General features: G+C 62.5%; 24 protein-coding genes and 2 tRNA genes. 4 read left to right on the top strand and 22 right to left on the bottom strand.

Translation table 11 applies throughout. From position 1 onward, the window contains the following. Window positions 1-58 precede the first annotated feature (58 nt). The 4 genes from CEW83_RS00680 to CEW83_RS00665 all read left to right on the top strand — a co-directional run bounded on the left by CEW83_RS00680 (window position 59) and on the right by CEW83_RS00665 (window position 5,835). Entirely contained in the window at window positions 59-1,438 is a 1,380-nt protein-coding gene (locus tag CEW83_RS00680; RefSeq protein ID WP_108947625.1) for an L-serine ammonia-lyase, read from the top strand. A gap of 83 nt (window positions 1,439-1,521) precedes the next feature. Next, window positions 1,522-2,757 (top strand): serine/threonine transporter SstT, encoded by a 1,236-nt coding sequence (gene sstT, locus CEW83_RS00675; protein WP_108947624.1) that lies wholly within the window; start codon window positions 1,522-1,524, stop codon window positions 2,755-2,757. Between the two features lie 203 nt (window positions 2,758-2,960). Continuing rightward, the gene (locus CEW83_RS00670) at window positions 2,961-5,105 is read left to right on the top strand and encodes an FAD-dependent oxidoreductase (RefSeq protein WP_108947623.1); all 2,145 of its coding nucleotides are present in this window, start codon (window positions 2,961-2,963) and stop codon (window positions 5,103-5,105) included. A 259-nt stretch (window positions 5,106-5,364) separates the two neighbouring features. Next, window positions 5,365-5,835, top strand: coding sequence for an NUDIX hydrolase (locus CEW83_RS00665; protein WP_108947622.1), 471 nt, complete (start codon window positions 5,365-5,367; stop codon window positions 5,833-5,835). A gap of 12 nt (window positions 5,836-5,847) precedes the next feature. Here the strand turns inward: CEW83_RS00665 and CEW83_RS00660 are convergent, their stop codons facing one another. The 22 genes from CEW83_RS00660 to CEW83_RS00555 all read right to left on the bottom strand — a co-directional run bounded on the left by CEW83_RS00660 (window position 5,848) and on the right by CEW83_RS00555 (window position 25,528). Beyond that, on the bottom strand, window positions 5,848-6,219 hold the full coding sequence (locus tag CEW83_RS00660) for a cupin domain-containing protein (RefSeq protein WP_108947621.1): 372 nt from the start codon (window positions 6,217-6,219) through the stop codon (window positions 5,848-5,850). 161 nt (window positions 6,220-6,380) lie between these two features. Continuing rightward, window positions 6,381-6,457 (bottom strand) — tRNA-Pro (locus CEW83_RS00655). Window positions 6,458-6,505: 48 nt separating this feature from the next. Next, complete coding sequence (locus CEW83_RS00650) at window positions 6,506-6,886, bottom strand: MerR family transcriptional regulator (RefSeq protein WP_108947620.1); 381 nt, start codon at window positions 6,884-6,886, stop codon at window positions 6,506-6,508. After that, window positions 6,867-7,178: an integration host factor subunit alpha gene (locus CEW83_RS00645; RefSeq protein WP_108947619.1), complete on the bottom strand. Its 312-nt coding sequence runs from the start codon at window positions 7,176-7,178 to the stop codon at window positions 6,867-6,869. Before CEW83_RS00645 ends, CEW83_RS00650 begins: the two co-directional genes overlap by 20 nt. Beyond that, window positions 7,175-9,565, bottom strand: coding sequence for a phenylalanine--tRNA ligase subunit beta (gene pheT, locus CEW83_RS00640; RefSeq protein WP_108947618.1), 2,391 nt, complete (start codon window positions 9,563-9,565; stop codon window positions 7,175-7,177). Before pheT ends, CEW83_RS00645 begins: the two co-directional genes overlap by 4 nt. Before the next feature lie 7 nt (window positions 9,566-9,572). Next, window positions 9,573-10,604, bottom strand: a complete 1,032-nt coding sequence (pheS, locus tag CEW83_RS00635; protein WP_108947617.1) for a phenylalanine--tRNA ligase subunit alpha — start codon at window positions 10,602-10,604, stop codon at window positions 9,573-9,575. A gap of 69 nt (window positions 10,605-10,673) precedes the next feature. Next, window positions 10,674-11,033: a 50S ribosomal protein L20 gene (rplT, locus tag CEW83_RS00630; RefSeq protein WP_108947616.1), complete on the bottom strand. Its 360-nt coding sequence runs from the start codon at window positions 11,031-11,033 to the stop codon at window positions 10,674-10,676. Between the two features lie 12 nt (window positions 11,034-11,045). After that, on the bottom strand, window positions 11,046-11,243 hold the full coding sequence (rpmI, locus tag CEW83_RS00625) for a 50S ribosomal protein L35 (protein ID WP_108947615.1): 198 nt from the start codon (window positions 11,241-11,243) through the stop codon (window positions 11,046-11,048). 151 nt (window positions 11,244-11,394) lie between these two features. Continuing rightward, on the bottom strand, window positions 11,395-11,919 hold the full coding sequence (gene infC / locus CEW83_RS00620) for a translation initiation factor IF-3 (RefSeq protein ID WP_108947614.1): 525 nt from the start codon (window positions 11,917-11,919) through the stop codon (window positions 11,395-11,397). 26 nt (window positions 11,920-11,945) lie between these two features. Continuing rightward, window positions 11,946-13,862, bottom strand: a complete 1,917-nt coding sequence (gene thrS, locus CEW83_RS00615) for a threonine--tRNA ligase (RefSeq protein WP_108947613.1) — start codon at window positions 13,860-13,862, stop codon at window positions 11,946-11,948. Window positions 13,863-14,060: 198 nt separating this feature from the next. Further along, window positions 14,061-14,137 (bottom strand) — tRNA-Val (locus CEW83_RS00610). A gap of 70 nt (window positions 14,138-14,207) precedes the next feature. Further along, entirely contained in the window at window positions 14,208-14,996 is a 789-nt protein-coding gene (locus CEW83_RS00605) for a 3'-5' exonuclease (RefSeq protein WP_199915179.1), read from the bottom strand. After that, window positions 14,996-15,406, bottom strand: coding sequence for a YdbL family protein (locus CEW83_RS00600; RefSeq protein ID WP_108947611.1), 411 nt, complete (start codon window positions 15,404-15,406; stop codon window positions 14,996-14,998). The genes CEW83_RS00605 and CEW83_RS00600 overlap by 1 nt, the downstream gene beginning before the upstream one ends. Then, window positions 15,403-15,594: a hypothetical protein gene (locus tag CEW83_RS00595; protein WP_108947610.1), complete on the bottom strand. Its 192-nt coding sequence runs from the start codon at window positions 15,592-15,594 to the stop codon at window positions 15,403-15,405. The genes CEW83_RS00600 and CEW83_RS00595 overlap by 4 nt, the downstream gene beginning before the upstream one ends. 39 nt (window positions 15,595-15,633) lie before the next feature. Continuing rightward, the gene (locus CEW83_RS00590; RefSeq protein ID WP_234418947.1) at window positions 15,634-17,592 is read right to left on the bottom strand and encodes a hypothetical protein; all 1,959 of its coding nucleotides are present in this window, start codon (window positions 17,590-17,592) and stop codon (window positions 15,634-15,636) included. Window positions 17,593-17,629: 37 nt separating this feature from the next. Continuing rightward, the gene (cysM, locus tag CEW83_RS00585; RefSeq protein WP_108947609.1) at window positions 17,630-18,520 is read right to left on the bottom strand and encodes a cysteine synthase CysM; all 891 of its coding nucleotides are present in this window, start codon (window positions 18,518-18,520) and stop codon (window positions 17,630-17,632) included. Window positions 18,521-18,559: 39 nt separating this feature from the next. Then, window positions 18,560-19,882, bottom strand: a complete 1,323-nt coding sequence (locus tag CEW83_RS00580) for a UDP-glucose dehydrogenase family protein (protein ID WP_108947608.1) — start codon at window positions 19,880-19,882, stop codon at window positions 18,560-18,562. A gap of 33 nt (window positions 19,883-19,915) precedes the next feature. Next, on the bottom strand, window positions 19,916-21,091 hold the full coding sequence (gene lapB / locus CEW83_RS00575; protein ID WP_108947607.1) for a lipopolysaccharide assembly protein LapB: 1,176 nt from the start codon (window positions 21,089-21,091) through the stop codon (window positions 19,916-19,918). 5 nt (window positions 21,092-21,096) lie between these two features. Next, entirely contained in the window at window positions 21,097-21,402 is a 306-nt protein-coding gene (locus tag CEW83_RS00570; RefSeq protein ID WP_108947606.1) for a LapA family protein, read from the bottom strand. A gap of 83 nt (window positions 21,403-21,485) precedes the next feature. Beyond that, the gene (locus CEW83_RS00565) at window positions 21,486-21,770 is read right to left on the bottom strand and encodes an integration host factor subunit beta (protein ID WP_108947605.1); all 285 of its coding nucleotides are present in this window, start codon (window positions 21,768-21,770) and stop codon (window positions 21,486-21,488) included. Between the two features lie 11 nt (window positions 21,771-21,781). Continuing rightward, window positions 21,782-23,485 (bottom strand): 30S ribosomal protein S1, encoded by a 1,704-nt coding sequence (gene rpsA, locus CEW83_RS00560; protein ID WP_108947604.1) that lies wholly within the window; start codon window positions 23,483-23,485, stop codon window positions 21,782-21,784. Between the two features lie 90 nt (window positions 23,486-23,575). Beyond that, window positions 23,576-25,528 carry a bifunctional 3-phosphoshikimate 1-carboxyvinyltransferase/cytidylate kinase gene (locus CEW83_RS00555; RefSeq protein WP_108947603.1) on the bottom strand — a complete coding sequence of 651 codons (1,953 nt, stop codon included), beginning with the start codon at window positions 25,526-25,528 and terminating at the stop codon, window positions 23,576-23,578. Window positions 25,529-25,531 lie beyond the last annotated feature (3 nt).

Here is a 25,531-nt window from a genome sequence, read left to right as displayed (position 1 = left end):
CGGCTCAGGGTCGGCGGTCTGACGGCCCTGAATCCGCCATTTTCATGAAGGTGCCGCCATGTCCATCAGCGTTCTCGATCTGTTCAAGATTGGCATCGGCCCGTCGAGCTCACACACCATCGGGCCGATGCGGGCGGCGCACGACTTCGCAGCGGAGCTCGACGCGAGACAACTCACCGGCAGCGTGAGCCGCATCGAGGCAAGGCTGTATGGCTCGCTGTCCGCGACCGGAATCGGGCACGGCACCGATCATGCGGTGATCGTCGGCCTCATGGGCCAGCGCCCGGACGAAGTAGACCCGGACTTCATCGCCCCCGCAGTGGCCGAGGTCCGGCAGACCGCGAGCCTGCGCCTTGGCGGAACCCATGCCCTGCCTTTTCACTGGGATCGCGACATGCGATTGCTGCCGGTGAGCCTCCCCTATCACCCCAACGCACTGAAACTCATCGCGCACGGTGACACTGGCGTGGTGTACGAGAACACCTTCTACTCGATCGGCGGTGGCTTCGTCATCGACGAGGCCCAGGCCGCGGCAGATGCGGGCCTGGTGCCACAGACGGCGTTGCGGCACGAATTCGACAGCGCAGCGGAACTGCTCGCGATCTGCAAGAAGCAATCGCTGCGTATCAGCGAGGTCATGCTGGAGAATGAACTCGCGTGGCGCAGTGAGGACGAGACACGTGCTGCGCTGCTGCAGATCTGGGCCGCCATGCGCAGTTGCGTGGCGCGCGGTATCGAACAGCAGGGCGTGCTGCCGGGTGGCCTCAAGGTGCGGCGTCGTGCACATGCCCTGCACGAAAAACTGAGCGGGCTCGAACACGGCCGCAACTTCATCAGCGACACCCTGGCCGCGCTCGACTGGGTCAATCTGTATGCGCTCGCAGTGAATGAAGAAAATGCGGGGGGTGGCCGCGTGGTGACTGCGCCGACCAATGGCGCGGCGGGCATCATCCCTGCCGTTCTGCACTACTACATGAACTTTCATCCGGGCAGCGACGAAGCGGACGTGGTCGATTTCCTGCTGACCGCAGCGGCGATCGGCACCCTGTGCAAGAAGAACGCCTCGATCTCCGGCGCCGAGGTTGGCTGCCAGGGCGAAGTCGGCTCGGCGTGCGCGATGGCGGCCGCCGGCCTGACGCAGATCATGGGCGGCACGCCCGAACAGGTGGAGAATGCGGCGGAGATCGGGCTTGAGCACAACCTGGGCCTGACCTGTGACCCGGTTGCCGGGCTGGTACAACTGCCGTGCATTGAGCGCAACGCAATGGCCTCGATCAAGGCAATCAACGCTGCACAACTGGCGCTGCGCGGAGACGGTTCGCACGCCATTTCGCTCGACCAGGTGATCCGCACCATGCGCGACACCGGCCGTGACATGCTGGACAAGTACAAGGAAACCTCGCGCGGCGGGCTGGCGGTCAACTTTACCGAGTGCTGACCGCTCCGCCGCAGGCCCTGCAGCCCCACCCGGCTGCGTGGCCTTTCTAACCGCCACACACGCGACACGACAGGAAACACGTCATGAACACCGCAGTAAGCCGTTCCCCCGTTTTCATGCTGAGAACCAGCCTCATCACCCAGATCGTCGTCGGCCTGATCTGCGGCATCGCCCTCGCCCTGCTCGCCCCCGACCTGGCACGCTCCGTATCGCTCCTCGGAGACGTCTTCATTTCTGCGCTCAAGTCGGTGGCGCCGGTACTGGTCTTCCTGCTGGTGATCGCGTCGATCGCCAGCCACAGGCGCGGTCAGCCCACACACATCCGCCCGGTGCTGATCCTCTATCTGCTCGGTACGCTCGGTGCCGCGGCAGTCGCGGTCGCCGCCAGCTTTGCGTTTCCCACCACCCTCGTTCTCGACGCGCCCGCAGTGAGCGGCACGCCACCGGGCGGCATCCTCGGCGTACTCAAGAACCTGCTGCTGAGTGCGGTCTCGAATCCCGCCAAGGCCCTGATGGAAGCGAACTTCATTGCCATCCTGAGCTGGGCGATCTGCCTCGGCATCATGTTGCGCCACGCGTCCGACACCACCCGGACGATGCTCACCGACCTATCCGAAGCCGTATCGAAGATCGTCAGGCTCGTGATCCGCTTCGCCCCGCTCGGCATCTTCGGCCTCGTGGCCAGCACGCTCGTGGAGTCCGGACTCGACGCCCTGCTCGACTACGCCAGGCTGCTGCTGGTCATCGTCGGCTGCATGATCTTCGTTGCCCTGGTCGTCAATCCGCTGATCGTATTCCTGAAGACCCGCCGCAATCCCTACCCGCTGGTGCTGACCTGCCTGCGCGAAAGCGCGATCACCGCATTCTTCACCCGCAGTTCAGCCGCCAACATCCCGATCAACATGGAGCTGTGCAAGCGCTTGAACCTGCACAAAGATACGTACGCGATCTCGATCCCGCTGGGCGCGACCATCAACATGGCCGGCGCCGCCATCACCATCACGGTGATGACGCTGGCCGCGGCGAACACCCTGGGCGTCAGCGTCGACCTGCCGACCGCACTCCTGCTGTGCATCGTGTCGGCACTCGCCGCCTGCGGCGTTTCCGGCGTGGCCGGCGGCTCGCTGCTGCTGATCCCGATGGCGTGCAACCTGTTCGGCATCTCGACCGATGTTGCCATGCAGGTGGTCGCGATCGGCTTTGTCATCAGCGTACTGCAGGACTCTGCCGAAACGGCGCTTAACTCCTCCACCGACGTGCTGTTCACCGCCGCCGCCTGCCCGCCCGCAGCGCCCATGCCGGAAGCCGTAAGGACGTGATCCAAGTGACGACCGAGCCGGTCCGGCGGTGCCGGCTCGCGTCAGATCATGTCGTTCCCACCCAATCACGTCCCTTCCGCTGAGCGCAATCCCGTGCGCGCATGTGTCGTACGCGATGTGTAAGTAATCGAGCATCCATCCGACTGAGTAATGCACAGGCGGAGGGCGGCAGCCCTCGCTCTTCACATTCACCGAGGTCTTTCATGCAAGCTCGAAAACTGGCAGTCGTGGCAGCCGTCGCGTCGGCCATTGCGCTGTTCTTCATCCTCGACCTGGGCCGGTACCTGAACCTGCAGAACCTCAAGGATCAGCAGGCCGCCATCGAAGCGTTCCGCGACGAGAACGTGCTCCTGAGCGTCAGCATCTACTTCGTCATCTACGTGCTGATGGCGGCCTTGTCCCTCCCCGGCGCAGCCCTGCTGACACTGGCGGGCGGTGCAGTGTTCGGCCTGCTGTGGGGCACGGTCATCGTCTCCTTTGCCTCGACCATCGGCGCCACGCTCGCCTTCCTGATGTCGCGCTTCCTGCTGCGGAACTGGGTGGAACAACGCTTTGGCCAGCGTCTGCAGGCCATCGACGCCGGGGTTCGCCGCGAAGGTGCGTTCTATCTGTTTACGCTGCGTCTGGTGCCGGCCTTCCCGTTCTTCCTGGTCAACCTGCTGCTCGGCCTGACGGCAATGAAGACCCGCACCTACTACTGGGTGAGCCAGCTCGGCATGCTTGCCGGCACCATCGTATACGTCAATGCGGGTACCCAGCTGGGCAAGCTGGAGTCCCTGTCCGGCATCCTCTCGCCGGGCCTGCTCGGCTCCTTTGTCCTGCTCGGCATCTTCCCGCTGATTGCGCGCAAACTCCTGGAGGTCATTCGCATGAACAAGGTATTCGCCAACTGGACGAAGCCTTCGCGCTTCGACCGCAACCTCGTGGTCATCGGTGGCGGCAGTGCCGGACTGGTGACCTCCTACATCGCCGCTGCGGTCAAGGCCAAGGTCACGCTGGTCGAGAAACACAAACTGGGCGGGGACTGCCTCAACACCGGCTGCGTGCCCTCGAAGGCGCTGATTCGCTCGGCCAAGTTCCTCTCCCACGTCGGCAGGTCGCAGGAGTTCGGCATCAAGTCAGCACGGGCCGAGGTCGATTTTGCCGACGTCATGAAGCGGGTTCAGTCCGTAATCAAGGCAATCGAACCGCACGACTCGGCCGAGCGCTACACCGGGCTCGGCGTCGATGTCGTACAGGGCGCGGCAAAGATTGTCTCGCCGTGGGAGGTCGACATCACCCGCGAGGACGGCAGCACGCAGCGCCTGACCACCCGCAGCATCGTCATCGCCACCGGCGCCCGCCCCTTCGTGCCGCTTATTCCGGGCATCGATACCGTTGGCTACCTGACTTCGGACAACGTATGGGAACTGCGGGAAATGCCGCAGCGCCTGATCGTGCTCGGCGGCGGGCCGATTGGATGCGAACTGACCCAGGCCTTCGCCCGGCTTGGCGCCAGCGTGACCCAGGTCGAGATGGAGGCGCGCATCATGGGTCGCGAAGACCCAGAGGTTTCGGACCTCGTCACCGAGCGCTTCCGCGCCGAAGGCGTCGCCGTGCTGACCGGGCACAGGGCCAAGGAATTCCTCATCGAAGACGGCGAGAAGATCCTGATCGCGGAGCACGACGGCAAGGATGTGCGCATCGCCTTCGACGCCGTGCTGGTTGCCGTCGGCCGCGCAGCCAACCTCAAAGGCTTTGGCCTCGAAGAACTGGGTATTCCGACCGGACGAACGGTGGACACCAACGTGTTCCTGCAGACCAACTACCCCAACATCTACGCTGCAGGCGACGTCGCCGGCCCCTACCAGTTCACGCATACCGCCGCCCATCAGGCCTGGTACGCCGCGGTCAACGCCCTCTTCGACCCGCTGAAGAAATTCAAGGCGGATTACTCCGTGATCCCCTGGGCCACCTTCGTCGAACCCGAAGTCGCCCGCGTCGGCCTGAACGAACAGGACGCAAAGGCACAAGGCATCGCCTTTGAGGTGACCAATTTCGGCATCGACGATCTCGACCGCGCCATCGCCGACGGCGAGGCACATGGCTTCATCAAGGTACTCACCGTCCCTGGCAAGGACAGGATTCTCGGCGTGACCATCGTCGGCGAGCACGCGGGCGACCTGATCGCCGAGTATGTGCTGGCCATGAAACAAGGCATCGGCCTGAACAAGATCCTCGGCACGATCCATATCTACCCGACACTGGCCGAGGCCAACAAGTACGTCGCAGGCAACTGGAAGAAGGCGCATGCACCGCAACAGTTGCTGGCCTGGGTCGAACGCTTCCACGCCTGGCGCAGGGGCTGAGCAAAACGTCGTTTGCGAAAAGGCGGGGTCCCGGCACAGTGCGCGCATCGATGACCGGCACGCGGAAAGGACCGTTCACGATGATGGCAGGCGCCAGCAAGAGTCGGCGCAGTGCCGGAGAGCCCTGAGCCGGATTGCGCACCCGCAGCTTCGTCCGCCCTCCTTTTGCCGCACAATGTGGCGTGAAGGAGGTGTTCATGGAAGCAAGCGACTCGGCACCGGCGCCGGGAGCCGGTGTTCTCAAACAGGCCGCAGGCACATGATGGCGACGCAACTTTCCTGCGGCCTGCTGGTGATCAATGAACGCGGCGAACTGCTTGTGGGTCATTCCACCGGAAGCACGCACTGGGACCTGCCCAAGGGCCTCATCGATGAGGGTGAGAGCGCCATGGCTTGCGCCCTGCGCGAGGCTCGCGAGGAGTTCGGACTCGAGTTCCCGACCGGGCGCCTGGTTGAACTGGGCCGTTACGCCTACTACCGCGGCAAGGACCTTCATCTGTTCTGCGTCGGCACCACATCCACCGAGACCCGTCCCGAGCATTGCCGGTGCACGAGCTACTTCGACCACTACGTGACCGGCAAGCGTGCGCCGGAAGTCGATGGCTTCGCCTGGTCTGACGACGCGCAACTGCGTGTCCGGCTGGCAAAGAGCATGAAGAGACTGCTGCTGGAAAAGGGCTTGCTCGCACACGCCAGAACACTGCTCGGCCGCACACCCGACACGGGCTAGCTCAGACCCGGCTCAAGAAGCCCCCGGTTCAAGAAGCTCGGTATCTTCATGAGCGTATGCCGGTGCACAGCAGCACAGCAATTTCAGCGGGGCATCTCCAAGCGCTTCGATGCAGTGCGGCGTGCCAGGCGGAATGCAGACGGTATCGCCGGCCGCCACGTCGAAACGCGCGTCGCCGAGCTGCATCCGCCCCGTTCCCGACGTGATGTGATACAGCTCCTCGGTCAGGGCGTGGCGATGCAACTGCGTTCTCGTCCCTGCGGGGACGGTGGCTTCGGCCAGGCTCTGTGCCTTGTTGCCATGTACGTCCGGATGCATCAGTTCGCGAATCGTCGAACCGTCCTTCGTGATGTAGGGCCTCGCTTCGCTGTATCCGTACTTCATGAATTCTGCCTCCGCTGATTGCATCCGCCTCGGTCTTCAGTCATCGCTGCCAGCACCGCCCCGCCGTTCCATCGTTGCAAGAAGATGCAGACGTGACCGAATGGACTGAGCCGGAAAAACAAAAAGCCAACCCCGAAGGATTGGCTTTTGTCTGATTCGTTTGGTCGGGGCGGTGGGATTCGAACTCACGACCCCTTGCACCCCATGCAAGTGCGCTACCAGGCTGCGCTACGCCCCGACACAAGCCGGCATTATAGCAGGCCAAAAAAACTTTACCAGCAAAAAATCAGCCTTTCAGTGCCGCCAGCGTGGCCTCGATTTCCTGCCGCAAATCCGCGATCAAGGCCTTGTAGCGCGCTTCCGCCTCGGTCTCTTCGTGCTGTTGTATTGCGGCCTCGCCGAGACGGTTGCGCGCCCCGGAAATGGTGAAACCTTCTTCGTACAGCAGATGGCGGATACGCCGGATCAGCATGACTTCATGGTGCTGATAGTAGCGACGGTTGCCACTGCGCTTGACCGGCTTGAGCTGGGTGAACTCCTGCTCCCAGTAACGCAGCACATGCGCCTTGACCCCGCACAGTTCGCTTACCTCACCGATGGTGAAGTAACGTTTGGCGGGAATCGGCGGCAGTGCTGCCGTACCGGTTTCAGGGTTGCTTGCTTGCATCGCTGAGTTCCTCTACCGCGGCCTTGAGCTTCTGGCTGGCGTGGAAGGTGACCACCCGACGGGCAGTGATCGGAATTTCCTCGCCAGTCTTGGGGTTGCGCCCCGGACGCTGCGGTTTGTCACGCAACTGAAAGTTGCCGAACCCGGACAGTTTCACACTGTCGCCGCGCTCCAGCGCCGTCCGGATTTCCTCGAAGAAGCCTTCCACCATGTCCTTGGCTTCGCGCTTGTTCAGTCCCACCTGCTCAAACAGCAGATCGGCCAGTTCCGCTTTGGTCAAGGTCACGTTCATTCTCCCGATCCACGCAGTCTCGCGCCCAGCGTGAGCTCGGCGTGGCGGAGTAATGCTGACATTGCGGCTTCCACCTCGGCATCTTCAAGGGTCCGTTGAGTATCTTGCATCAACACACTGAAAGCAAGACTCTTCTTGTCAGGGTCAATGCCCTTGCCATGGTAGACGTCGAACAGGCTGATCTCGCGCACCAGGCTCGGCGCCGCTTCACGCAGCACTGCCAGAACACGCGTCGCACTGAGTTCCTGATTGACCACCAGGGCCAGGTCGCGGGCAACCGCCGGCATGCGCGACACACTGCCCGATGCAGGCAGAATCGCCTCCAGTGCGGCATCAAGCTCAACCTCGAACACCACCGGTGCAGGCCCGAGATCGTAGCGCTGCACCCAGATCGGATGCAGTTCGCCGATCACACCGATGCGGCGACCATCGAGCATGACAACTGCCGCCCGCCCCGGGTGCAGCGCGGGGTCGGCCAGGCATTCAAAGCTGAGTTCGCGCGGCGCGAACAAGGCTTCGAGATCCCCCTTGAGATCATAGAAGTCGGTCGTCCTGCTGCGCTCGCCCCATTGTTCGGGCACGACCGGACCGGCGGCAAGCGCGGCAATGCGCCGCGGCTGATGGAAGCCGGCTACCGGCTGACCGTCAGCCTTGCGCTCGAAGCAGCGCCCGAGTTCGAACACGCGAACACGGTTCTGCTGGCGCTTGCGGTTGGTGACCAGATTGGCAGCCAGTCCCGGAATCAGGCTTGAGCGCATGACGCTCATCTGACTCGCGATCGGGTTGGCAAGACGGATCGGATCATCGTTTGAACAGAAGTCGCGCTCCCACGCCTCTTCGACGAAGGCGAAGTTGACCACTTCCTGGAAGCCACGCGCTGCGAGCAGATGGCGGACATCCCATTCGCTGCGATCGGACTCGCTGCGATCCAGCATCACCAGCCGGCCCAAGGGTGCGACCGCGGGAATGTTGTCATACCCATGGAGGCGGGCAAGCTCTTCGATCAGGTCTTCTTCAATCTCGATGTCGAAACGGAAGGAAGGCGGGCTCACGAGCAGCGCATCCCCGTCCCGGCTCACTTCAAGATGGACGCGCTCAAGCAGCGCCTGCATTGCGTCATCTGCCATGTCGATGCCGAGCACACGGCGAGCACGTGCAGGGCGCAGACGCACCGGCGGACGGGCAGGCAATGCATCGGCGGCCAGCGCCTCTTCAACCGGACCAGCAGCACCGCCACAGATCTCTAGGATGAGACCGGTGGCGCGCTCCAGCGCCGGGCGGGCGAGTGCGAAATCGACACCGCGTTCGAAACGATGCGAGGCATCGGACGAGAAGCCGTAGGCACGGGCACGCCCTGCGATTGCCTCGGGCGCGAAAAACGCGCTTTCGAGGAAGACCTCGGACGTTTCCAGCGTGATACCGCTCTCTTCACCGCCCATGATGCCGGCGAGCGCGAGCGCGCAGTGTTCGTCGGCGATCAGCAGCGTGTCGGCAACCGGGGTCACCGTCTGTTCGTTGAGCAGCAGCACCTGCTCGCCCTCCACCGGAAGGCGTACATGGATTGCGCCCTTGAGCCGGGTGTTGTCGAAAGCGTGCAGCGGCTGCCCGAGCTCAAGCATGACGTAGTTGGTGATATCCACCAGCGCGCTGATCGACCGGATGCCACTGCGCTGCAGGCGCTGCTTCATCCAGTCCGGCGTCGGCGCCTTGGCATCGACGCCCTTGAGCACACGACCGCAATAGCGCGGACAGGCCTGGGGTGCATCGAGCACGATCGCGCGCCGATCGTCGATCGTCGGCACCACGGCAGCGAACTCGGGACGCACCAGCGCGACGCCGGTAAGCGCCGCGACCTCGCGCGCCACCCCGGTCAGACTCAGGCAGTCCGAACGATTCGGCGTGAGCTTGATGGTGAACAGGGTATCGTCGAGCGCCAGGTACTCGCGGATGTCCACACCCACCGGCGCATCGTCGGGCAGCGCGTACAGACCGCCATGCTCGTCGGACAGTCCAAGCTCACGCTCGGAGCACAGCATGCCGAAGGATTCGACACCACGCAGCTTGGCCGCCTTGATGGCGAAATCGCCTGGCAGCATCGCGCCCACCTTGGCACACGGCACCTTCATGCCGACAGCCGCATTGGGTGCGCCGCAGACGATCTGGAGGAGCTCTCCGGTGCCCGCGTCGACCTTGCACAGCTTGAGCTTGTCCGCATTCGGATGCTTTTCGGCTTCGACGATCTGCGCCACGACAATGCCGGTAAAAGCCGGCGCCACGGGTTCGGCTTCTTCCACTTCAAGGCCCGCCATGGTCATCAGGTGACCCAGCGCGGCACTATCAAGAAGCGGATTGGTGAAGGTCCGCAGCCAGTGTTCGGAAAATTGCATGATTCACTTACCTGAATTGGCTCAAGAAACGCAGATCGCCCTCGAAGAAGAGGCGCAGATCGTTGACGCCGTAGCGCAGCATGGTCAGGCGGTCCGGCCCCATGCCGAAGGCAAAGCCGGTATAGCGCTCGGGGTCGATGCCGCCGAGGCTGAGCACGTTCGGATGGACCATGCCGCAACCGGCGATCTCCAGCCAGCGACCTTCGAGCGCACCGCTCATGAAGGCCACGTCGATTTCAGCCGAAGGTTCGGTAAAGGGGAAGAAGGACGGACGGAAGCGCACCTGCAGGTCTTCGGTCTCGAAGAACTTGCGCAGGAAATCGGCAATCACGCCCTTGAGGTCGGCAAAGCTGACGTTCTCACCCACCCACAGGCCCTCGACCTGATGAAACATCGGCGAATGCGTGGCATCGGAGTCCACCCGGTAGACCCGGCCCGGCGCAATCACGCGAATATCGGGCATGGTGTCCAGGTGCTTGTAGCGCTCGACGTGCGCCATCATCGCCCGGTTCTGCACCGGACTGGTGTGGGTACGCAGCAGGACGTCGTCCCGGCCTTCCAGATAGAAGGTGTCGTGCATCGAACGCGCTGGGTGATTCTCAGGCGTGTTGAGCGCGGTGAAGTTGTGCCAGTCGGTCTCGATCTCGGGACCATCCGCCACCACGAAACCGACGGAGCGGAACAGGCTTTCGATACGCTCAAGGGTGCGGCTGACCGGGTGCAAACCACCGGAAACCGAGCCGCGCCCCGGCAGGGTGACGTCGAGTGCTTCCGCGGCGAGCTGAGCCAGCAGCGCGGCTTCGCGCAAGGATTCGCGGCGCGCTTCGAGCGCAGCTTCGATCGCGACCTTTGCACGGTTGATTGCAGCGCCAGCTTCGCGTTTCTGTTCAGGCGCCAGCTTGCCCAGCGCCTTCATCTGTTCGGTGAGCGACCCGCTCTTGCCAAAAAAGCGCGCTTTTGCCTGCTCAAGCTGGGCGCCATCAGCTGCCGCGGAGAACGCCTCCTCGGCCTGTTGAACCAGTTGATCGAGCTTATCCATGTCCCTGCCATCTCGGGAAAATCAGAAAAAAAAAGGAGGCCAGGCCTCCTTTTTTCGGGCTGCGACGACTTACGCAGCGATTTGGGCCTTGGCTTGCGCGACGAGCGCTGCAAACGCGGGCTTGTCGAAAACGGCCAGATCGGCCAGAACCTTGCGGTCCACTTCGACAGCGGCCTTCTTCAGGCCATTCATGAATACGCTGTAGGTCAGACCGCACTCACGCGCAGCGGCGTTGATACGGACGATCCACAGGGCACGGAACTGACGCTTCCTTTGACGACGGTCGCGGTAAGCGTACTGGCCGGCCTTCATCACCGCCTGTTTGGCGATGCGATAGACGTTTTTGCGACGGCCGCGGTAACCCTTGGCCTGAACGAGAACTTTCTTGTGACGTGCGCGGGCTGTTACACCACGTTTAACTCTGGGCATAGCGGTCTCCTATCAAGCGTAAGGCAGCATGGCGCGGATCAGCTTTTCGTCGGCTGCATGAATTTCCTTCATGCCGCGCAGCTGGCGCTTGCTCTTGGTGGTCTTCTTGGTAAGGATGTGGCGTTTGAACGCCGAGGACCGCTTGATCCCACCGCTAGCACGAACCTTGAATCGCTTCTTGGCTCCGCTCTTGGTCTTCATCTTGGGCATTGCTTAGACTCCGAGTTTATAGAATGCCGTCAGGTAGTACCGGTTCAGGTACGTTTTACACCCAACACCACTTGTTTTCCGCAGACCTCCACAGCTGGATGTCTGCGGTCTTGCCACCGGTTACCCGGCGGCAAATCCTGCAACCGCCCGATCAGCGATTCTTCTTGATCGGCGCGATGACCATGACCATTTGACGCCCTTCCATCTTGGGCATCTGCTCAACCTGACCGAGCTCTTCGAGATCGGCCTTGACTCGCTCAAGCTGACGCAGACCAAATTCCTGGTGCGCCATCTCTCGTCCGCGGAAGCGAAGCGTGACCTTGCACTTGTCACCTTCATCCAGGAAGCGCTTCAGGTTGCGCAGCTTGATCTGGTAGTCGTTCTCGTCCGTACCCGGACGCAGCTTGACTTCCTTGATCTGAATCTGCTTCTGCTTGGAACGCGCCTCGTGGGCTTTCTTCTGCTCCTGATACTTGAACTTGCCCAGATCCATTACCCGGCAAACCGGGGGTTCCGCCATTGGCGCGATCTCGACAAGGTCCAGCCCGATTTCTTCTGCTGCTTCGAGGGCAATTCTCAGGGGGACAATACCCAGCGGTTCACCGTCTTCACCGACTAGCCGGACTTCCGGCGCGGTGATCTCCCCGTTGACGCGCTGCTTTTTATCTTGAGCGATGGTTCAGTTCTCCATAAAGGCCAATATCAGACCGAGCCGGCTTTCGCTTCAATTTCACGATGCCAGCGCTCGATCAGCGAATCTAGGGACATTTGGCCAAGATCCTGGCCACCCCGGACGCGCACAGCAACCACCCCGGCGGACTTTTCCTTCTCGCCGATTACGATCTGGTAAGGCAGCTTGTGCACGCTATGTTCGCGAATTTTATAGTTAATCTTTTCGTTACGCAAATCCGTCTCGACCCGGAAACCGGCTTTCTTCAGTCTCTGAGTGACTTCCTGCGCGTATTCGGCCTGACCTTCCGAAATATTCATCACCACCGCATGAACCGGCGCCAGCCACAGCGGCAGCGCCCCGGCGTAGTGCTCGATCAGGATGCCGATGAATCGCTCCAGCGAACCCAGGATTGCGCGATGCAACATCACCGGGTACTTCTTGGTGTTGTCCTCGGCGACGTACTCGGCCTCGAGCCTCACCGGCAGGTTGAAGTCGAGCTGCAGCGTACCGCACTGCCACACCCGTCCGAGGCAGTCCTTCAGCGAAAACTCGATCTTGGGACCATAGAACGCGCCCTCGCCCGGCTGCAGGTCATATTCAAGCCCCTGGGCATCAAGCGCAGCCGCAAGCGCCGCCTCGGCCGCATCCCACTGCTCGTCGCTGCCCACCCGCTTGTCCGGGCGCGTCGACAGCTTGATCAGCACATCGGTAAAACCGAAGTCGACATAGACTCGCTGCAGCAGACGGATGAACTCGGCCGCTTCGTCCTGCACCTGTGCATCGGTACAGAAGATGTGCGCATCGTCCTGCACGAAGTTGCGCACGCGCATGATCCCGTGCAGCGCACCCGACGGCTCGTTACGGTGGCAGGAGCCGAACTCGGCCATCCGCAGCGGCAGATCGCGGTAGCTCTTCAAGCCCTGATTGAAGATCTGGATATGGCACGGGCAGTTCATCGGCTTCACTGCGTAGTCGCGCTTTTCCGACTGCGTGGTGAACATGAGGTCGGCGTACATGCCCCAGTGACCGGACTTCTCCCACAGCGAGCGATCAACGATCTGCGGCGTCTTCACTTCCTGATAGCCGACATCGCCAATGGTCTTGCGCAGGTACTGCTCGACCTGCTGCCACAGCGTCCACCCCTTGGCATGCCAGAACACCATACCCGGCGCCTCTTCCTGCAGATGGAAGAGATCGAGCTGACGACCCAGCTTGCGGTGATCGCGCTTCTCGGCCTCTTCCAGCATGTGCAGGTAGGACTCGAGATCTTCCTTCTTCACCCACGCCGTACCGTAGACCCGCTGCAGCATCTCGTTCTTCGAGTCGCCGCGCCAGTAGGCACCGGCCAGCTTCGTGAGCTTGAACACCTTCAGCTTGCCCGTCGTCGGCACATGGGGACCGCGACACAGGTCGACGAAGTCGCCCTGCCGATAGAGCGAGACATCCTCGTCGGACGGGATCGAGGCGATGATCTCGGCCTTGTAGTTCTCACCGATACTCTTGAAGAACTCGACCGCCTTGTCCCGCGGCCACACCTCACGCAGCACCGGCAGTTCGCGCTTGACGATCTCGCCCATGCGCTGCTCGATGGCGGCCAGATCTTCCGGGGTAAACGGGCGGTGGTAGGAGAAGTCGTAGTAGAAGCCGTTGTCGATCACCGGTCCGATCGTGACCTGAGCTTCCGGGAACAGCTCTTTCGCCGCGTGCGCCAGCAAGTGCGCCGTCGAATGGCGAATGACCTCGAGACCTTCCGGATTCTTGTCGGTAATGATTGCCAGCGCAGCATCGGATTCGATGCGGTGCGAGAGATCAACCAGGCGACCATCGACACGCCCCGCCAGCGAAGCCTTGGCCAGCCCCGCACCGATCGAAGCGGCGACCTCGCCCACAGTAACCGGATGGTCGAACTGACGAGTGGAGCCATCGGGAAGCGTGATATTCAGCATGATCTCTAGCCTCTAGACTGGGTGAGCTGATGAAAAGTGACAGCTCTGGTAATGCGACCTTGGTTGCACTGCACAAAACGTGGACGAAAAAAAAGTGCGGTCGAACCGCACTTTTTCCTCAAGCAGACAAGCGGACCCGACCTGTTCAGTTTCCGGCCTTGGTATGAGTTCGGAACATGGCAAATCGACTCCAAGTGTTGGTAGGCGCGATTGGACTCGAACCAACGACCCCCACCATGTCAAGGTGGTGCTCTAACCAGCTGAGCTACGCGCCTGCTAAGAGCCGCGAATTATAGGCACTTCACGGCAGGTGTCAAACTATTTTTAGAACTTTCTTCAAAAAACTTAAGTTTCGGTCCATTCGGCCAGAAACGCCTCCCAGTGCGGAGCGCCGATCCGGCCCAGCGCCTCGCGCACAACAGCCTGTTCGCTTGCCAGCCCGGCCGCATCCAGATGTCCGCGCATGCACTGAAAGCGCAGGTACACGAGGTAGGTATTCACCACATCGGTCTCGCAGTAGTCGCGGATTTCAGCAATGCGCCCCTCCTGCCAGGCGCTCCATACGGCCGATCCGTCCATGCCGAGCTTGCCGGGATAGCCCATGAGCTTGGCGAGGTCGTCCAGCGGCGCATTGGCACGCGGGGAGTACATTGCCAGCATGTCCATCAGGTCGAGATGCCGGGTGTGATAGCGGCTGATGTAGTTGTTCCACTTGAAATCGCGCGAATCGGCGTAGTCGCCGTCACCGAGATCCCAGTAACGTGGCGCGGACACGCCATGCAGCATGCCGCGGTAGTGCAGCACCGGAAGGTCAAACCCCCCCCCATTCCAGGACACGATCTGCGGAGTGAAGCGCTCCACCCCGTCAAAGAAGCGCTGGATGATCTGCCCTTCGTTCGACTCCGGCTCGGACAGCGAGAACACGCGGAACTGGCTCGCATCGCGCATGGCGCACGAAATCGTCACCACTCGTTGCAGATGGTGGGGCAGGAAATCGTTCCCGTGGCTCGCCCGTCGTTGCTGAAAGGCAAACTCCGCCACTTCGAAATCGGACAGATCGTCCGGCAACTCGTTGAGCCGCCGGATACCGTCCACATCGGGAATGGTTTCGATATCGAAAATCAGGGTCGGCATCACTTCTGAACCCAGCCTCCACCCTGCTGCACCCACCAGCCCGGCTGTGCGCGCTGCACCCAGCGCTGGGCAAAGGTGTTGCGCACATCCGACTCCCACTCGGGATGCCCGTTGGCGCGTGCGATTTCGCGATAGAGCGCACGGCGGTCGGCATTCTCGGCTGCAATCAGGGCATTGACCTGGCCACGCTGCGCCAGCGGCACATTGCCTGCACTGCGCAGCGCAACCGTACCATCGGCTGCCAGACCCACCGCTCCCGACTGGTACAGCGGCGCGAGTTGCGAATGGCGTTGCTGCATCGACTGCTTGAGCGCGCCGATTGCCGGAGAGTCGATCTCAAGATTGCCCTGCGCGGCGACCGAGAGCGAAGCGCTCAGAAGCACCGCACAGATCAGGGGTGCGAGTTTCATGGTTTCTTTTCCTCCGCAGGCGGCTGGGCGGGCTCAGCAGCGCCTTCACGCAGCTGCCACACTTCGTCGATGATCCGGTCTGCCGCCTTCTCTGCCGCAGCGGCCGGAAAATAGATATTGATCGTGACACAGGCGCTGCTGGTCAGAACCAGGGCGCCCAACAACAACTTTCGCAAGCTCGGCGACATGTCACCTCCTTCGTTACGCGGCACTTCGCACCGCCCGGTTCAGCGCACTTCGGCGGCAGCATTGCCTTCGATGACGCGCTGAAGGCGCTCGACAAGTTCGCGCCAATCCACGCGTCGATTGTAGCCGATGACATCCAGAGCCGGGATTCCACCACCGCTGACGATCACGAAGCGCTCCGCCTCCGCGCCGTCACCAATGCCGCTCATCTCGCACACTCCCGCTTTCAGGACACAGCCAAGCCCGATCTCACTGTAGCCAAAGGTATCGAAGAAGCCGAGCAGACTGCGCTGAATCGCTGCCATCGCCCCCGGACCGCCCAGCGCGCTGATGTTCTGTACCGCACGCTGACTGATACGCCGCGGATACCGCCCGGCGCTGCTGCTCACCCTGGCATCGAACCCGACCGGACGCCAGCGCACCAGCTCCAGCCCGCGAACGTCGGCGTCCACAAAGCCGGTAATGCTGCCGAAGCTGAAGGTTTCGGTCAGCTGCGCAAGATCAAGGTGACGCGCCTCGATGTCGCCGGTGAGGTGCGAGCCCACACCAAAGGGTTCGAGCACCCTGAGCCCGGTCGCCCGCAGATAGCCATCGAAGACGGATACCACGGTGGTCCCGTCGAGCACGACCTCAGCCGGCGAGGCACGCAAGCCCGGTATCGAGCCCGACAGCACGCCGGACATCGATGGCAGCCCCAGCGCATCGGTGAGCAGGCGCATCGACACCGGCTCGATGACCAGACTGCCCTCGCCCGTCCAGCCTGCATCGCCGGCATGCAGGACCATGCCGTCGAAGACGAGGCCGCCGTCGAGCAACGGAATGCGGAGCCGGTCGACACGCAGCGTGCGATCGTCGATGCTGACACCCAGATCGAAAGCGCCCAGCGCGAGCTTCTGCCAGCGCCCCCCGCCCACCTGCAGCGTGCCGCGGGTCGGCAGGCCATGCCGCCATGGCACATGGCCGCTCAGCGGCCCGAAGGCCAGCCCCGGACCACCGTCGCCGCCAGCAAGGCTGAAGCCGGCCTCATCGAAGACCGCATCGAGCGAGCGCAGCTGACCGCGCTCGAACTCCAGCGCACCACTGACCCGCCCTGCAAAACGCAAACGCGCCCCTGCTGCAGGCGCCACCAGGGGCGCCAGCCAGCGCGGCCCGACAAGCGCCAGATCGGCACCGGCAAGCGAGATCGCGAGGCGGTCCAACTGCCCCGTGCGCAGATCGAGCAACGCAGAAGCCGCGAGCTGTTCGACACCCGCGAGCGCCACCGACGCCTCGCGGACCTCGAGCACGCCCTGTCGCAACTGCCCGTGAGCGCGCAGCGACGGGCCGGCCTCGATGAAAACGGGGTGCAGGTAGGCCGCGCCCTCCCCCCAGCCCAGTTCAGCCTCCCACTCCCAGCCGCCTGACTTCAGCGCCGCATCGACACGCACATCGAGCGCAAGCTTCTCCGCGGCGCGAAGACCATCTGCAGATCCGAAAGCGCCACCCGCCAGACGCCCCGTGAGCTCGAACATGCGGGTCGGATGCCACTCGAGCTCACCATCGAATCGTCCCGCCGGAGACCACGCCTTGAGCAGCGGCAGCCACGCAGGCAGCGCCGTGAGATCCAGCCCAAGCAGCTTCGCCCGCACACTGCCATCGCCGAGCAGGTGCGCATTCAACCGCGCACCGTCCGGGGTGCCGAGACCGAGCGTGCCCGTGCGGGCGGAGAGATCGAACCGGAACGAGACCTGAAGTGGGTGCGGGAACCCGGGGAGACGGAACACGCCGTCTTCGCAGCGCACGACTGCGCCGTCGAGACTGCCGCGCGCGCAATCGAGCCGCACATTGCGCCAGTGCCGATCGGCCACACGCAAGTGCCCGATACTCAGGCTCGCGCGCCCGCCGGCGGGAAAACTGAACTGAAGCCCCTGCAGGGCAAAGGCTGGATGCTCGACGCGATCGACCGCGAGGACAAGGGTGCCGAGCGCAGCCGCCGTCAAGGGCAGGGACAGCAGCGCCACGCACAGCCATCGCCATGCATGGCACCAGAGCGGACGCTCAGCCCGGGAAAACGCCCGTCGACAGATAACGATCACCCCGGTCGCAAACGATGCTCACGATGACCGCATTCTCGACTTCCTGAGCGAGGCGCAGCGCCACATGCAGGGAGCCGCCGGACGAGATGCCTGCGAAGATGCCTTCTTCCCGCGCCAGTCGGCGGGTCATCTCCTCGGCGTCGGCCTGCCCAACGTACTCGAGCCGGTCGACCCTCGGCTTCTCGTAGATGCTCGGCAGGTAGGCTTCCGGCCACTTCCGGATACCGGGGATCTGCGACCCCTCTTCCGGCTGGCAACCCACGATCTGGATGGCCGGATTCTGTTCCTTCAGGAAACGCGAGGTTCCCATGATGGTGCCGGTCGTCCCCATCGAACTGACGAAGTGCGTGATGCGCCCGCCGGTCTGCTCCCAGATCTCGGGGCCGGTGCCCTCGTAGTGTGCCAGGGGGTTATCCGGATTCGCGAACTGATCGAGAATGACGCCCTGCCCCTCGTCGCGCATTTTCACCGCAACGTCGCGCGCCATTTCCATGCCGCCTTCCTTGGGGGTGAGCACCAGTTCGGCGCCAAATGCCCGCATGGTCTGTCGTCGCTCGACGCTCTGGTTCTCCGGCATGACCAGAATCATGCGATAGCCCCGCATCGCCGCAACCATCGCCAGTGCGATGCCGGTATTCCCGCTGGTGGCCTCGATCAGGCAGTCACCGGGATGAATCGCCCCCCGCGCCTCGGCATGCATCACCATCGACAGCGCCGGCCGGTCCTTTACCGATCCCGCCGGGTTGTTGCCCTCGAGCTTGGCCAGGATCAAATTGTTGCGCCCCGCCTCGATTCGCTTGAGTCGAACCAGCGGCGTCTGCCCAACGTAATCCTCGAGCGTCTTGAATTCCATTTGATTACCCTTTCAGACCTGCAAGGCCAGCGCCTGAGCTCAGCGGCGACCGATACCGTGGTATTCGATGCCGATTCTGCGCATCACGGCGGGATCGTACATGTTGCGCCCATCAAAGATGACCGCGCTCTTCAGTGTCTGGCAGATTGCATCGAAATCGGGACTGCGGAACTCCTTCCATTCCGTCACGATCACCAGCGCATCCGCCCCCTCCACTGCGGCCATCGGGCGCTGGGCATAGCGCAGGCGCGGTTCGTCGCCGAAGATCCGCTTTGCCTCGTCCATTGCCACCGGATCGTAGGCCGTCACGGTGGCGCCACGCTCGAACAGTTCGCGGATGATGACCCGGCTGGGGGCGTCGCGCATGTCGTCGGTATTGGGCTTGAACGCGAGTCCCCACAGGCCGAAATGCAGCCCGCTGAGGTCTTCTCCGAAACGCGCCACGATCTTGCGCACAAGCAGCATCTTCTGTGCATCGTTGGCCGCTTCGACCGCGTTGAGCAGCAGCAGGTCGTGCCCGCTCTCGCGCCCGGTACGCACCAGCGCCTTCACGTCCTTCGGGAAGCAGGAACCGCCGTAGCCGCAACCTGCATAGAGAAAATGCCAGCCGATACGCGGATCGGAACCGATGCCCTGACGCACGAGTTCGATGTCAGCGCCCAGGGTCTCGGCCAGATTGGCCAGCTCGTTCATGAAGCTGATACGGGTCGCCAGCATCGCGTTCGCCGCGTACTTGGTGAGCTCGGCACTCTTTACATCCATTGCCAGCAGCTTTTCATGGTTGCGCTGGAAGGGACCGTAGAGCTGACGCATCAAGTCGATGGCACGCTCATCGTCAGCGCCAACAATGATGCGGTCGGGGCGCATGAAGTCGTCGACTGCCGCACCTTCCTTCAGGAACTCGGGGTTCGACACCACCGAGAACTCAATCGCGGCCTTACGCTTGCCAAGCTCTTCGGTAATGGCGGCACGCACCTTGTCACCGGTACCGACAGGCACCGTGGACTTGTCGACCACCACCCGGTAATCATCCATGTAGCGCCCGATGTTGCGCGCCGCCGCGAGCACGTACTGCAGATCGGCCGAGCCGTCCTCATCGGGCGGCGTACCGACGGCGATGAACTGTATGGTCCCGAAACGCGCAGCCTTTTCGACGTCAGTCGTAAACGAAAGACGCCCGGCTTCGACGTTGCGTCGAACCACATCGAGCAGCCCCGGCTCATGAATCGGAATCCCACCCTCCTCGAGGATGCGGATCTTGTTCGGATCCACATCGAGGCAGAGCACGTCATTGCCGACATCCGCAAGGCACGCACCGCTGACGAGCCCCACATACCCCGTACCGACAACCGTAACCTTCATGCGACTTCCCTCATCAATGCCGGAACCGGAGGCTCACGGCGTAAGATCGAATTCCTCGGTCCTGCGCGGCGGATACGTCTCCCAGCCGCCACAGGCCGGACACCGCCAGTGAAACTGTCTCGCCTTGAACCCGCAGGCGTCGCAACGGTAGCGAGCAACCTTGCGGGTATGACCGTGGATCAGCTGCTTGATCATGTCGATGTCGCCCCGCAACTCGCTCGGCGCCGTCAGCAAGGCAGCCTCAAGCAGCTTGTCCAGCCCCAGCAGGGTCGGATTGCGACGCAGCTCCTCGCGCACCAGATCATAGGCCGCCTTGGCGCCAAGCTTGTCGATTTCCCAGTGGAAGAGCTCATCGAGCAGATCGAGCGAGGGGTGGCGCTCAAGCCAGGAACGCAACAACTGGTGACCTTGTTCGATCCGACCCAGCCGTCCATAGACATCCATGACCCGTTGCGCCGCCAACGCAAGATAGACCGGATCCTGACTCTCGATCCGCTTCCATGCCTCGAGCGCATCCTCGTCACGCCCTTCGGCAAGCAGAAGGTCGCCCTGAATCAGACTCGCACGCACGCAGCGGCGGTTGATCGCCAGCGCCTCTTCCACATGCCGACGAACCTCGTCGAAGCGGGAACTGGCCAGCGCCTGGGTCGCGAGTTCGCAATGGAAGTTGGCTACGTCCGTGCGCCAGTGCAGGCTGTCGTGATCGGTCAGGAAGCCCGCAATCTCGATCGCCTTGGCCCAGTCCTTTTCCTGCTGATAGATCTCGAGCAGATAACGCAGCGCGACATCGTCGGCGCGCGTGCCACGCAGTCTCATGAACACGGCTTCGGCCCGATCGAGCAGACCGGCCTTGAGAAAATCCTGTCCGAGCTCGCCGAGCGCCTGCAGGCGCTGTTCTTCGGACAGATCTTCCCGATCAACGAGGAGCTGGTGCATGCGAATCGCACGATCGGTCTCGCCACGACGACGAAACAGACTGCCAAGCGCGAAATGCAGCTCGATGGTCTGCGGATCGATGCGCACCGCCTCGACAAAGGCATCAATGGCTTTGTCGGGCTGTTCATTGAGAAGAAAATTCAACCCGCTCAGATAGGAGCGGGGCAAGGCTCTGGACTCGTGGACGACCTGCCGGATGTCAATGCGTGCCGCCAGCCAGCCCAAGGCAAAAAACAGTGGCAGCGCAAGCAGCCACCAGAATTCGATTTCCATAGATGTCAGAGTGTCTCGGGAGCCTGGGCTTCGGCGACGGGAACGGGCGACTCTGCACGCTCGCGTTTTGCCCGGTCAATCTGCTTGCGCAAGCGTGAGATCTCACGCTTCTGCCGCAACAGGGAACCGAAAGTTGCCGTCACACCCAGCAGGGAGCCGGCCGCAAATGCAATCAGGATGATGAAGACAATGGGCAACTGCCACTCACTGCCGAAGAAGAATCTCAGGCTCGCCAGCTGGTCATTCTTGACCGCGAAGCCGAAAAGGAGAAAAAACAAAACGAGGCGGAGTAACCACATCAATGCGCGCATATCGACATTATCCCCGAGCACATGACAAAAAAGAAGGCAGCCTAAGCCGCCTTCCCTGATTCATTCCACCGATCGCCGCGCGGTCAACCGCCAATATCCACCCGCTCGCGCAACTCTTTGCCGGCTTTGAAGTGCGGTACGTACTTTTCAGGCACGTGCACCTTATCACCGGACTTGGGGTTGCGTCCTGTTCGGGGAGGACGATAGTTCAGCGCAAAACTTCCAAACCCGCGGATCTCGATGCGATCACCACGCGCCAGCGCGTCGGTCATCGCATCGAGAATCATCTTGACCGCGTAATCGGCATCCTTTGCCACCAGCTGCGGGAAACGTGCCGCCAGCTGGGCAATCAGCTCCGATTTGGTCATGATCGGTTAGATTACTGCTTCTGCTCGTTCAGCTTGGCCTTGAGCAACGCACCGAGGTTGGTCGTGCCGGACGAAGCAGCGCTTTCGGAGGCCATCTTGTTCATGACTTCGGACTGCTCAACCTGATCCTTGGCACGGATCGACAGGTTGATCGAACGCGTCTTGCGATCAACGTTGATCACAACTGCTTCGATTTCCTGGCCTTCCTTCAGCACGGAGGTCAGATCATCAACACGATGAGCAGCCGCTTCGGAAGCACGCAGGTAGCCCTCGACTTCTTCACCGAGCGCAATCACGGCACCGCGAGCTTCCACCGACTTGACCGTACCGGTCACGAGGCTGTTCTTCTCGTGGGTAGCGATGAAGTTGGTGTACGGGTCGCCTTCCATCTGCTTGATGCCCAGCGAGATACGCTCACGCTCGACGTCGATTGCCAGAACGATGGCCTCAACCTCGTCACCCTTCTTGAAGCGGCGCACGGCATCTTCACCGGACTCGCTCCACGACAGGTCGGACAGGTGAACCAGGCCGTCAATGCCGCCTTCCAGACCGATGAACACACCGAAGTCGGTGATCGACTTGATCTGGCCGCGGACCTTGTCACCCTTCTTGTGGTTCAGGGCGAAATCGTCCCACGGGTTCGAAGCGCACTGCTTCATGCCCAGCGAGATACGACGACGGTCTTCGTCGATTTCGAGGATCATCACTTCGACTTCGTCGCCCAGCTGGACAACCTTGGTCGGATGGATGTTCTTGTTGGTCCAGTCCATTTCGGACACGTGAACCAGGCCCTCGATACCCTGCTCGACTTCGACAAAGGCGCCGTAGTCGGTGATGTTGGTGACCTTGCCGAACAGGCGGGTGCTCTGCGGGTAACGGCGGGAGATGCCCACCCACGGATCTTCGCCGAGCTGCTTGAGGCCCAGGGAAACGCGGTTCTTTTCCTGGTCGAACTTGAGCACCTTGGCTTCGATCTCGTCGCCGACGTTGAGCACTTCCGACGGATGACGCACACGACGCCAGGCCAGGTCGGTGATGTGCAGCAGGCCGTCGATACCGCCGAGGTCAACGAACGCACCGTAGTCGGTGATGTTCTTGACGATACCCTTGATGACCGTGCCTTCCTTGAGGTTGGCGAGGAGCTTCTCGCGCTCTTCGCCCATCGACTCTTCGAGCACTGCACGACGCGAAACGACAACGTTGTTGCGCTTGCGATCGAGCTTGATGACCTTGAATTCGAATTCCTTGCCTTCGTACGGCGTGGTGTCCTTGACCGGACGCATGTCAACCAGCGAACCCGGCAGGAAGGCGCGGATGCTGTTGGTCATGACGGTCAGACCACCCTTGACGCGACCGGAGATCACGCCCTTCACCAGGGTGCCTTCGTTCAGTGCCTTCTCAAGGTCGTTCCACGCCGAGATACGCTTGGCCTTGTCACGCGACAGGCGGGTTTCACCGAAACCATCTTCAAGTGCATCGATCGCAACGTGGACGAAATCGCCGACATTGACTTCGAGGTCGCCGCGATCGTCGCGGAATTCCTCGATGGGAACATAGCTCTCGGACTTCAGGCCGGCATTGACGACGACAAAATTCTGGTCGATGCGTACGACTTCGGCGGTGATGACTTCACCGGTACGCATTTCCTGAAGGGCAAGGCTTTCTTCGAACAGGTCGGCAAAGCTTTCTTCGAAGGCGGGGGTGGCAGTTGACATAAAGAGAAAGAATCCGGAACCGGCGTGCGACGGCAAGCAAAGTAAGTTGATGGACACGCACCGGGCACCCTTGCCCGGGCATGGTAAAACTCAACCGGTCGCCAGTCCCCGATCCCGCACGAGATCGAGCACGAAAGCCACGGCCGCATCGACATCCATTGAAGTGGTATCGAGCAGTACCGCGTCCGGCTGTTGCTGCAATGGAGCAACGGATCGGGCGGCATCACGCGCATCCCGTTCACGGAGATCCTGCATCAAGCTCTCAAGCTTAGCAGGCAAACCCTTTTCGATCAACTGCTTATATCTGCGCTCCGCGCGCGCCTCGGCAGAGGCCGTCAAAAACACCTTGACCTGCGCATCGGGGAAGATCGTCGACCCCATATCGCGGCCTTCCGCCACCAGCCCCGGCCCCTGCCTGAAGTCGCGCTGGCGCCCGAACAGGGCGTCGCGCACCGCCGGCAGCACGGCAACTCTGGAGGCACCGACCGAGCAGGCCTCTTCCCGGATCTCATCGCTGACATCCTCGTCGCCGAGCAGCACGCGGCCGCCATCGAAGCGGGCCGGCAGGGCCGCCGCCAGCGCGGACAGCGCCGCCGCGTCACCGAGATCGACGCCACGGCGGATCGCGGACAGCGCGGTGAGCCGGTACAGCGTGCCGCTGTCGAGATGATGCCAGCCCAAGGCCTCGGCCACGCGGGCGCCGACCGTTCCCTTGCCCGATGCGGACGGACCGTCGATTGCCACCACCGGGACCGGTGTCACGACGCCGGAGAGCGCAGCGAAGTAGTCGGGGAAGGTCTTGTTGACGCATTTCGGATCATTGATCCGCACCCTGCAGCCCCCCAGGCTCACCAGCGAGAAGCACATGGCCATGCGGTGATCGTCGTAGGTGTCGATCGCAGCGGGTTGCAGCGTCGCAGGCGGGGTGACGCGAATGTAGTCGGCACCCTCTTCCACGTCGGCTCCGACCTTGCGCAACTCGATGGCCATGGCCGCGATGCGGTCGGTCTCCTTGACCCGCCAGCTGGCGATATTGCGCAACCGGCACGGGCCGTCAGCGAAGAGCGCCGCCACCGCAAGCGTCATGGCGGCATCGGGAATGTGGTTCAGATCGAGATCGAAGGCGCGCAGACGACCAGACGCTGGCGCAGAAGCTTCGATCCAGTTGTCGCCCATGCTGATGCGCGCGCCGATCTGCTCCAGCGCCTCGGCAAAGCGGACATCGCCCTGAATGCTGCTGCTGCCTACCCCCTCGACACGAACCGGCCCGCCACCGATGGCGCCAGCGGCGAGAAAATAGGAAGCCGATGAAGCATCGCCCTCGACGAACAGGGTGCCGGGCGAGACATAACGGGCACCGCCAGGAACGATGAAACGCCCCCAGTTCTCATGCGTCACCCGTACGCCGAAGCGCGCCATCAGATCGAGCGTGATCGCGATGTAAGGCCGGGAAATGAGCTCGCCCACCACTTCGATCGCGACCTCTTCACCGGTGAGCGGCAGCGCCATCAGCAAGGCCGTCAGAAACTGACTCGAGACGTCGCCCCGCACCTTGACCACACCGCCGCGCCGAATCGTCGCCGGGCGCAGCTGCAGCGGCGGGAAACCGTCGTTGCCGAGGTAGTCGATATCCGCACCGATCTGACGCAGCGCATCGACCAGATCCCCGATCGGACGCTCGTGCATGCGCGCCACGCCAGACAGCTGATAGCTGCCACCGGACAGCGCAAGTGCGGCCGTCAGTGGCCGAAAGGCGGTCCCCGCATTGCCCAGAAAGAGCGCTGCGACCTTGACCGGAAACGGCCCACCGGCACCACGCACGCGGTAATTGTTGGTGCCGGGCGCATGCCGCCAGTCGACCCCGAGCGCACGCAGCGCATCGAGCATGCGTTCGACGTCGTCCGAGGCCAGAAGGTCACGAATGTCTGTTTCGCCCTCGGCCAGCGCGGCCAGCAGCAGGACCCGGTTGGAGATGCTCTTGGAGCCCGGCAGACGCACCGTTCCACTGGCCTCGAGCACGGGAGGCAGATCTAGAAATTGCATGAC

The sequence above is a fragment of the Parazoarcus communis genome (assembly GCF_003111645.1).
GTDB lineage: Bacteria > Pseudomonadota > Gammaproteobacteria > Burkholderiales > Rhodocyclaceae > Parazoarcus > Parazoarcus communis_A.
Note: the sequence above shows the minus strand (reverse complement) of the source record. Positions and strands in the feature narration are given on the sequence as shown.

Coding starts and splice junctions, on each gene's coding strand:
- CEW83_RS00680 (WP_108947625.1), top strand. CDS start 59: ATGTCCATCAGCGTTCTCGATCTGTTCAAGATTGGCATCGGCCCGTCG.
- sstT (WP_108947624.1), top strand. CDS start 1,522: ATGAACACCGCAGTAAGCCGTTCCCCCGTTTTCATGCTGAGAACCAGC.
- CEW83_RS00670 (WP_108947623.1), top strand. CDS start 2,961: ATGCAAGCTCGAAAACTGGCAGTCGTGGCAGCCGTCGCGTCGGCCATT.
- CEW83_RS00665 (WP_108947622.1), top strand. CDS start 5,365: ATGATGGCGACGCAACTTTCCTGCGGCCTGCTGGTGATCAATGAACGC.
- CEW83_RS00660 (WP_108947621.1), bottom strand. CDS start 6,219: ATGAAGTACGGATACAGCGAAGCGAGGCCCTACATCACGAAGGACGGT.
- CEW83_RS00650 (WP_108947620.1), bottom strand. CDS start 6,886: ATGCAAGCAAGCAACCCTGAAACCGGTACGGCAGCACTGCCGCCGATT.
- CEW83_RS00645 (WP_108947619.1), bottom strand. CDS start 7,178: ATGAACGTGACCTTGACCAAAGCGGAACTGGCCGATCTGCTGTTTGAG.
- pheT (WP_108947618.1), bottom strand. CDS start 9,565: ATGCAATTTTCCGAACACTGGCTGCGGACCTTCACCAATCCGCTTCTT.
- pheS (WP_108947617.1), bottom strand. CDS start 10,604: ATGGATAAGCTCGATCAACTGGTTCAACAGGCCGAGGAGGCGTTCTCC.
- rplT (WP_108947616.1), bottom strand. CDS start 11,033: ATGCCCAGAGTTAAACGTGGTGTAACAGCCCGCGCACGTCACAAGAAA.
- rpmI (WP_108947615.1), bottom strand. CDS start 11,243: ATGCCCAAGATGAAGACCAAGAGCGGAGCCAAGAAGCGATTCAAGGTT.
- thrS (WP_108947613.1), bottom strand. CDS start 13,862: ATGCTGAATATCACGCTTCCCGATGGCTCCACTCGTCAGTTCGACCAT.
- CEW83_RS00605 (WP_199915179.1), bottom strand. CDS start 14,996: ATGCCGACCCTGATTTTCGATATCGAAACCATTCCCGATGTGGACGGT.
- CEW83_RS00600 (WP_108947611.1), bottom strand. CDS start 15,406: ATGAAACTCGCACCCCTGATCTGTGCGGTGCTTCTGAGCGCTTCGCTC.
- CEW83_RS00595 (WP_108947610.1), bottom strand. CDS start 15,594: ATGTCGCCGAGCTTGCGAAAGTTGTTGTTGGGCGCCCTGGTTCTGACC.
- cysM (WP_108947609.1), bottom strand. CDS start 18,520: ATGGAATTCAAGACGCTCGAGGATTACGTTGGGCAGACGCCGCTGGTT.
- CEW83_RS00580 (WP_108947608.1), bottom strand. CDS start 19,882: ATGAAGGTTACGGTTGTCGGTACGGGGTATGTGGGGCTCGTCAGCGGT.
- lapB (WP_108947607.1), bottom strand. CDS start 21,091: ATGGAAATCGAATTCTGGTGGCTGCTTGCGCTGCCACTGTTTTTTGCC.
- CEW83_RS00570 (WP_108947606.1), bottom strand. CDS start 21,402: ATGCGCGCATTGATGTGGTTACTCCGCCTCGTTTTGTTTTTTCTCCTT.
- CEW83_RS00565 (WP_108947605.1), bottom strand. CDS start 21,770: ATGACCAAATCGGAGCTGATTGCCCAGCTGGCGGCACGTTTCCCGCAG.
- rpsA (WP_108947604.1), bottom strand. CDS start 23,485: ATGTCAACTGCCACCCCCGCCTTCGAAGAAAGCTTTGCCGACCTGTTC.
- CEW83_RS00555 (WP_108947603.1), bottom strand. CDS start 25,528: ATGCAATTTCTAGATCTGCCTCCCGTGCTCGAGGCCAGTGGAACGGTG.